Below are 6272 nucleotides of genomic sequence, written 5' to 3'. Positions count from 1 at the left end.
GTGCATGAGCATGCGCCGTTGTCGCTGGCGCAGCAGGCGAGCGGGATGACGGGTGGCGGCCCGCTGTTCACCTCGATCTTCAACTACCGCTACAGCCAGGCACCGAGTTCCGTGGCCGACCCCGGCCTCTCCGGCGTCGGGCTGGTGGGAGGAGGGGACCGCACCAACTACCCCGTGTCCGTGTCCGTCGACGATCTCACCACCGGGTTCGCAGTGAGTGTCGACGTGGTGGCCCCGATCGACGCACGGCAGATCTGCGAGCTGATGCACGCCACCCTGGCCAACCTCGTCGCCGTCCTGGAGGATGCCCCGGAGCAGACGCGGCTGTCGGCGGTGGATGTGCTGGGTGAGGCCGAGTCCCGCCAGATCGTGGCGGAGTGGAACGACACTGCCCGGCCGCTGGTGGACGCGACGTTGCCGGGGTTGTTCGCGGCCCAGGTGGCGCGGACGCCGGAAGCGGTGGCAGTGGTGGCTGACGGGGTCGAGCTGTCGTACGCGGAGTTGGACGCGCGGGCCAACGCGGTGGCGCGGAGGCTGGTCGACCTGGGAGTGGGTGCGGAGTGCGGCGTCGCGGTGCTGATGGAACGCTCGGTCGAGTTGGTGGTGGCGGTGCTCGCGGTGGTGAAGGCGGGCGGCTACTACGTTCCGCTGGATGCCCGGTATCCGTTGGCGCATCGCCGGACGATCGTCGGGGAGACGGGTGCCTCGGTCGTCCTGACGGATGCCGAGTCGCGCGGGCAGGCGGCGGAGTTGGGTGTGGCGGTGCTGGAGGTCTCCGGCGCGGGCGTCGCGGAGCCGTTGGAGGTCTCCTACGAGGCGGAGGGGGTGGCCTATGTGATGTACACCTCCGGCTCGACGGGTCGGGCGAAGGGCGTGGCGGTGACGCATGCCGATGTGGCGGCCTTGGCGCGGGACCGGCGGTTCGCGGGCGCGGGGACGGAGCGGGTGCTGCTGCACTCGCCGTACTCCTTCGACGCGTCGACGATGGAACTGTGGGTCCCGCTGCTGTCCGGGCACCGGGTGGTGGTGGCGCCGGCCGGTGACTTGACGGTCGCCTTGCTGGCGCGGCTGGTGGCCGAGCACGGGTTGACCTGGGTCTTCCTGACCAGCGGCCTGTTCGGCCTGTTCGCCGAGGAGGACCCGGCCTGCTTCGCCGGCCTGCGCGAGGTGTGGACCGGCGGTGACGTGGTCTCCCGGGGCATGGCGGACCGAGTCCGCAGCGCCTGCCCGGGCACTGTCGTGGTGAATGCCTACGGACCCACCGAGGTCACCGTGTTCGCTGCCACGCACACCGCGGTGGACGGCGAGGGCGCGCTGCCGATCGGTGGACCGCCCGACAACATGCGCGTCTACGTGCTGGACGCCGCCCTGCGCCCGGTTCCGGTGGGTGTGGCCGGTGAGCTCTATGTGGCGGGTGCGGGGCTGGCACGTGGCTACGTCGACCGACCCGCGCTGACCGCCGAGCGGTTCACGGCCTGCCCGTTCGCTGCCGGCACCCGGATGTACCGCACCGGAGACCTGGCGCGGTGGAACGCCGGCGGCGAGCTGGAGTACGCCGGCCGGGCCGATCAGCAGGTGAAGATCCGTGGCTTCCGGATCGAGCCCGGTGAGATCGAGGCCGTGCTGCTGGCGCAGCCCTCGGTGGCGCAGGCGGCGGTGGTGGTGCGTGAGGACGTGCCGAGTGACAAGCGTCTCGTTGGATATGTCGTTGCTGCTCCGGAGCTGGAACTCGGCAAGGTGCGTGCGCAGTTGGCGGCGGAGCTGCCGGAGTACGCGGTTCCGGCGGTGCTGATGCCGCTCGACGCACTCCCGCTGACGGTGAACGGCAAGGTGGACCGTAAGGCCCTGCCTGCTCCGGACTACACGGGCCTGGCGGATGCGGGGCGGGGTCCGGCGACGGTGCGGGAGGAGTTGCTGTGCCAGGCGTTCGCGCAGGTGCTGGGCCTGGAGCGGGTCGGCGTGGAGGGCGACTTCTTCGCCCTGGGCGGCCACTCCCTGCTGGCGATGCGGTTGGTGAGCCGGGTGCGTGCGGTCTTGGGTGTGGAGTTGCCGTTGCGGGTGCTGTTCGAGGGCCCGACGCCGGCTGCGGTGGCGGCGTGGCTGGGTGGGGCCGGCGCGGGTCGTGCGGCGTTGGTGCCGGTGGCGCGTCCGGAACGGGTGCCGTTGTCGTTCGCGCAGCGCCGCCTGTGGTTCCTGGGGCAGTTGGAGGGCCCGAGTGCGACCTACAACATCCCGATGGCGCTGCGACTGCGTGGGGAGGTGGACCGGGAAGCCCTCGCGGAAGCGCTGCGGGACGTGGTCGGCCGCCACGAGGTGCTGCGCACGGTGTTCCCGGTAGTGGATGGTGAGCCGTTCCAGCGGGTGCTGTCGCTGGAGGAGTGTGGTTTCGAGGTGCCGGTGGCCGAGGTGACGCCGCAGGAGTTGGACGCGGCGGTGGCGGAGACGGTCGGGTCCGTGTTCGACCTGGCCTCGGAGATCCCGCTTCGGGTGACGCTGCTGGGGATGGGCGAGGATGACCACGTGCTGGTGGTGCTGGTGCACCACATCGCCAGTGACGGCTGGTCGACCGGTGTGTTGGCGCGGGACATCTCCATGGCGTACACCGCTCGGCTGGAGGGCCGGATGCCGGACTGGGCCGCGTTGCCGGTGCAGTACGCGGATTATGCGCTGTGGCAGCAGGAGCTGCTCGGTGACGAGCAGGACCCGGACAGTGTGCTGTCCGGGCAGGTGGCGTACTGGCGCGAGGCGTTGGCGGGGGCACCGGATCTGCTGGAACTGCCCACCGATCGGCCCCGCCCGGCGGTGGCCAGCTACCGCGGTGCCACCGTCCCCTTCGCCGTCGACGCCGAAGTGCACACACGGCTGTTGGAGGTGGCCAAGGCCCACGGGTGCACCCTGTACATGGTCTTGCAGGCCGCATTGGCCGCACTGCTGACGCGCCTTGGCGCCGGCACGGACATTCCGATCGGGTCGGCAGTGGCCGGGCGTGGGGACGAAGCCCTCGACGACTTGGTCGGCTTCTTCGTCAACACTCTCGTCCTACGCACGGACACCTCGGGGGATCCCACCTTCGCCGAACTACTCGACCGCGTCCGTGAAACCGACTTGGCCGCCTACGCCCACCTGGACCTCCCCTTCGAGAGACTCGTAGAAATCCTCAACCCGCCCCGCAGTCTGGCCCACAACCCCCTCTTCCAGGTTGCGCTCGTCCTCCAGAACAACACCCACCACAACGCCACCCTCCACGACCTGAAGGTCGACGGGCTGCCGGTCACCAAGCCCGGCGCCAAGAATGATCTCTCCTTGACCGCGTGGGAGGAGGGCAGTGGTGTGGTTCCCGGCGGACTGGCCGGGGTGCTGGAGTATGCCACAGACCTGTTCGACCGGGCCGGCGCGGAGAGCGTGTGCCGGCGGCTGGTCCGCATGCTCTCTGCCGTCGCCCACGACCCCGAAGTCCGTATCGGCCGGGCTGACATCTTCGCCCCACAGGAGCGGCAGCGGGTGTTGGTGGAGTGGAACGACACAGACCGTGAGGTTCCCGCGGCGACGTGGCCGGTACTGTTCGAGGCTCAGGTGGCGGCAGCACCAGACAGAGTGGCAGTGGTCTACGAGGGCACCGAGTTGACCTACGCCGAACTGAACACCCGCGCCAACCGCCTCGCCCACTACTTGATCGCCCACGGCGTCGGTCCTGAGGATGTGGTGGGGCTGGCCGTGCCGCGGTCGGCGGACATGATGGTGGCGCTGCTCGCAGTGCTCAAGGCGGGTGCGGCCTTCTTGCCGATCGACACCGAGTATCCGGCCGAGCGGATCGCCTTCATGCTCGATGACGCCGGGCCTGTGTGTGTGATCACCACTGTCGGTACGGCACCGGGCTTGCCCACCGACACCGAGGTACTGGTCCTGGGCGACCCCCCCGTCGAGGCGGCCCTGGCCGCCCAGGCTGACACCGACCCCGGCGACCGGGATCGCCGCGCACCACTGTCCCCGGCCAACGCCGCCTACGTCATCTACACCTCCGGCTCTACCGGGCGCCCCAAGGGCGTCACCGTCACCCACCACGGAATCGCCGGCCTGGTCGCCAACCAGGCCGACCGCTACGACGTCGACCCGGACAGCAGGGTGCTCCAGTTCGCCTCCGCCAGCTTCGACGTGACTGTTTCCGAGTATTGCCTCGCGCTGCTGTTCGGGGCGCGCCTGGTGCTTCCCGCGAGGACCCTTTACGGAGATTCTCTCAGTGACTTCCTGCGCGTGAATGAAGTCACTCATGCTCATATTCCGCCGGCGGTCTTGAGCAGCCTCCCCGAGACGCGGTACCCGGACTTGCGGGTGCTGATCACGGGCAGCGAGGCGTTGTCAGCTGAGTTGGTGGCACGCTGGGCGCCGGGCCGACGGATGGTCAATGCGTATGGTCCCACGGAGGCGACGGTTGATGTAGCGTCATGGATTTGCGAGGGACTTACCGGGGAAGAGCAGCTGAGCAGCATTCCCATCGGCCGTCCGGTCTCCAATGCGCAGGTGTTCGTGTTGGACGGAGGGATGGCACCGGTTCCGGTAGGGGTCGCGGGTGAGTTGTACGTTGCGGGTGCGGGGTTGGCCCGTGGGTATCTGAATCGGCCGGGGTTGACGGCGGGCCGGTTTGTGGCGAACCCGTTCGGCCCGGTGGGGTCGCGGATGTACCGCACCGGGGATCTGGTGCGTTGGAACGCCCAGGGGCAACTGGAATTCCTTCGGCGTGTGGATGACCAGGTGAAGGTGCGCGGGTTCCGGATCGAGCTCGGTGAGATCGAGTCGGTACTGCTGCAGGATGCAGCGGTGGCCCAGTCGGTCGCGGTGGTGCGGGAGGACCGTCCGGGTGACAGGCGGATCGTCGCGTATGTGGTCGCGACCGCCGGTGCGGTGGTGGACGCGGCGGTGGCACGCGAGCGTGCCGCGGCGATGGTGCCGGAGTACATGGTGCCTTCGGTGGTGGTGGTACTGGACGCGTTGCCGGTGACGGTGAACGGCAAGCTGGACCGCAAGGCGCTTCCCGCACCGGACTACGCGGTGATCGCCGGTTCGGGCCGTGGGCCGGCGAACGCGGAGGAAGACTTGGCGTGTGAGGCCTTCGCGACCGTCCTCGGACTGTCCGTGGTCGGCGCCGAGGACGACTTCTTCGCGCTGGGCGGCCACTCGCTGCTGGTGACGAAGTTGGCGAACCGCGTGCGCGCGGTGTCGGGCATCGAGGTACCGATCCGGGTGCTGTTCGAGGCACCGACACCGGCCGGGCTCGCCAAGTGGCTCGTGGATCAGGCTGGACAGAAGAAGAAGGCAAGGCCCGCACTGCGGCCGATGCGTGACCAGGGGGAGAACTGATGTTTCCGTTGTCGTTTGCGCAGCGTCGGCTGTGGTTCCTGGGGCAGTTGGAGGGTCCGAGCGCGACCTACAACATCCCGATGGCGCTGCGGCTGACCGGGGAGGTCGACCGGGAGGCCCTGGTCGGGGCCTTGCGGGACGTGGTGGGTCGGCACGAGGTGCTGCGCACCGTGTTCCCGGTGCTGGACGGCGAGCCGTACCAGCGGGTCCTCAAGGTCGAGGAGGCCGGGTTCGAGGTGCCGGTGACCGAGGTGACGCCGCAGGAGTTGGAGGCGGCGGTGGCCGAAGCCTCCAGCCACCTGTTCGACCTGGCCGTGCAGATTCCGCTGCGGGCGACGGTGTTCGCGGTGGCGCCGCAGGAGCACGTGCTGGTGGTGCTGGTGCACCACATCGCTAGTGACGGCTGGTCGTTCGGGGCGCTGGCGCGGGACATCTCCACGGCGTACACCGCTCGGCTGGAGGGCCGCAGGCCCGACTGGGCCGCGCTGCCGGTGCAGTACGCGGACTATGCGCTGTGGCAGCGGGAGGTGCTCGGTGACGAGCAGGACCCGGACAGTGTGCTCTCCGAGCAGGTCGCGTACTGGCGCGAGGCGTTGGCGGCGGTGCCGGAGGAGTTGGTGCTGCCGGTGGACCGCCGACGTCCGGCGCGGGCTTCGCACCGCGGCGAGAGCGTGGAGTTGACCGTCTCCGCGAAGACGCACCGGCGACTGGCGGCGCTGGCCCGGGAGCGGGGGGCGACCCTGTTCATGGTGGTGCAGGCGGCGTTGGCGGTCACCCTGAACCGGATCGGCGCGGGCACGGACATCCCGATCGGCTCGCCGGTCGCCGGGCGTACCGATGAGGCGCTCAACGACCTGGTCGGGTTCTTCGTCAACACGCTGGTGGTGCGCACGGACCTGTCCGGTGACCCGACCTTC

At 69.7% G+C, this 6272-nt stretch carries 2 protein-coding genes; both read left to right on the top strand.

Annotated elements, in window-relative coordinates; all coding sequences use genetic code 11:
* Positions 1–18: 18 nt before the first annotated feature.
* Positions 19–5355 (top strand): amino acid adenylation domain-containing protein, encoded by a 5337-nt coding sequence (locus ABH940_RS36795; RefSeq protein WP_370107276.1) that lies wholly within the window; start codon positions 19–21, stop codon positions 5353–5355.
* The coding region (locus ABH940_RS36790; RefSeq protein WP_370107275.1) for a condensation domain-containing protein at positions 5355–6272 on the top strand (918 nt) is incomplete at its 3' end. The genes ABH940_RS36795 and ABH940_RS36790, both read left to right, overlap by 1 nt.

This window comes from Streptacidiphilus sp. BW17 (genome assembly GCF_041262485.1).
Lineage (GTDB): Bacteria > Actinomycetota > Actinomycetes > Streptomycetales > Streptomycetaceae > Streptacidiphilus.
Note: the sequence above shows the minus strand (reverse complement) of the source record. Positions and strands in the feature narration are given on the sequence as shown.